Genomic DNA, 1,582 nt, shown 5'->3' with positions numbered 1-1,582 from the left:
GGCCCTGCCCCGCTTGGATGGTCCTGCCCAGGACCGCTCAAACGGGGCAGGGCCGCTTCTGCTGTCAGAGGGGGGCAGGGCCGCGTGTGTGGGGAGTGCCTCCGGTCAGCCCGCAAGGAACTCGAGATACCGCCGGGCTGCGCGGTCGAAGGCGGCCTGTGCTGCCGGACCGAGCCGGCGGGTGTCGTCGAAAAGCTCAGGCACGACTGCGGCACGCGGGCCTGTGCCTTCCCGCGCCCACGTGCCAATCACCTCTCCCCCGGCCACCAGGGTTTTCTTGAAGACACCATTGCCGCCGGGAACGATCTTGTTGGCGTGCTCCGGCTCCAGGACCAGGCTCCGGTCCGTATAGCCCAGCACAAACTCGTCAAAGCCGGGCAGCAGCAGCACGGACCGCTGGCCGGGTACGACGGCGTCGAGCAGGGATGCCGTCTCCGGGGAAAGCCAGTAGCTTGTGCCCTTGAATTCAAGTTCCACCAGCTGCCCCTTGACGGCCTCGAAGGCCGCCCGAACCTCTGTCAGGGGAATCTGCGTCCACCAGACGAAGTCCCGGATCGTCGCCGGGCCGTGGCTCCTGAAGTAGCGGAGCAGAAACTCCGCGATGGCCTCCTGCCGCTCCAGTTTCCGCGACACCGGAATCCAGCTCTCGAAGCCCACCATCAGTTGCTGGTTCCCGGCCAAAGGCCCCTGCACCAGCCAGCCGTGCCGGCACAACGTCCCGAGGATGTGGATGCCCCGCTGGCCCTGGCTGGGCTGCCCGGCGGCCTCGAATACCTGGAAGAGCTCCGCGCGGCTGGCAGCTCCGCTACCGGCAACCTGTTCCAGCGCAATGTCCCGGCACTTCTCGATGTCGGCCCAGGTGATGCCCAGTTCGCGGTGCCGGGCGGCGATACTCTTCGTGAGCCGCTCTGCAGTGAGGTCCAGCATCCAGTGGAGATCCTCCGGTGCCACGAGGTGCAAGGTGCCGCGCATCGGCCACGACCGGACCACATCACCCGCGTGGAGGGCGGACCGGACCTCGTTCAAACCCGCTCCGGGTGCCCTGGCACCCACGGCCCACAGGGCGGCCTGCAGGTCCTGGGCCTGCATGGCCGTCATCCACCGGACCGTTCCGGGGATTGATTGGGAGACGTCAGATGCGGGCGCTGGCGACACCGCCGGATGCGGCACCAGCCGTTGGGACGCCAGCCGCAGCCGGCCCATGGTTCGGCGGTCAACACGGTTCCCCACCCTCGCAGCCATGAGCCCATCCTAGGCTCCCGGACGGGCCCGCCGACATGGACCATTAGGGTAGAAGCATGACTTTGGGGAGTTTGTGGCAGTTGCTTGATTTAACAACGAAGCGGTGGATGGTTGGCGGGACAGTTTCCGTCCTGGCGGGAACCGGACTGGGGGTGGCATCCTTTCCCGGCTTTGTCGAGAGCGGCCGCTCGGACCCCCTGCTCCTTTTGCCGTCCCTCGCCTTATGCCTAGGCGGCGGCTACGCGGTACTCTTCCCGGCCATCAGTGTGGGCCGCAACCGGCTGCGCGTCTTCCGCGACTGGCGGCGCCACCCCCGGGCAGGAAAAGTTTTCTGGGTGCT

The 1,582-nt window shown here is 67.4% G+C and carries 2 protein-coding genes; one reads left to right on the top strand and one right to left on the bottom strand.

Translation table 11 applies throughout. The annotated features are described in order from the left end of the window. Positions 1-105: 105 nt before the first annotated feature. A complete protein-coding gene (locus AC5RWX_RS33105) occupies positions 106-1,242 on the bottom strand; it encodes a winged helix DNA-binding domain-containing protein (RefSeq protein ID WP_494100397.1) in 1,137 nt (378 codons plus the stop codon). Positions 1,243-1,298: 56 nt separating this feature from the next. Here AC5RWX_RS33105 and AC5RWX_RS33100 point away from each other — a divergent pair. Then, on the top strand, positions 1,299-1,582 hold a 284-nt coding region (locus AC5RWX_RS33100; RefSeq protein WP_494100396.1), incomplete at its 3' end, for a hypothetical protein.

This window comes from Arthrobacter sp. SPT-J7, from assembly GCF_059089965.1.
Note: the sequence above shows the minus strand (reverse complement) of the source record. Positions and strands in the feature narration are given on the sequence as shown.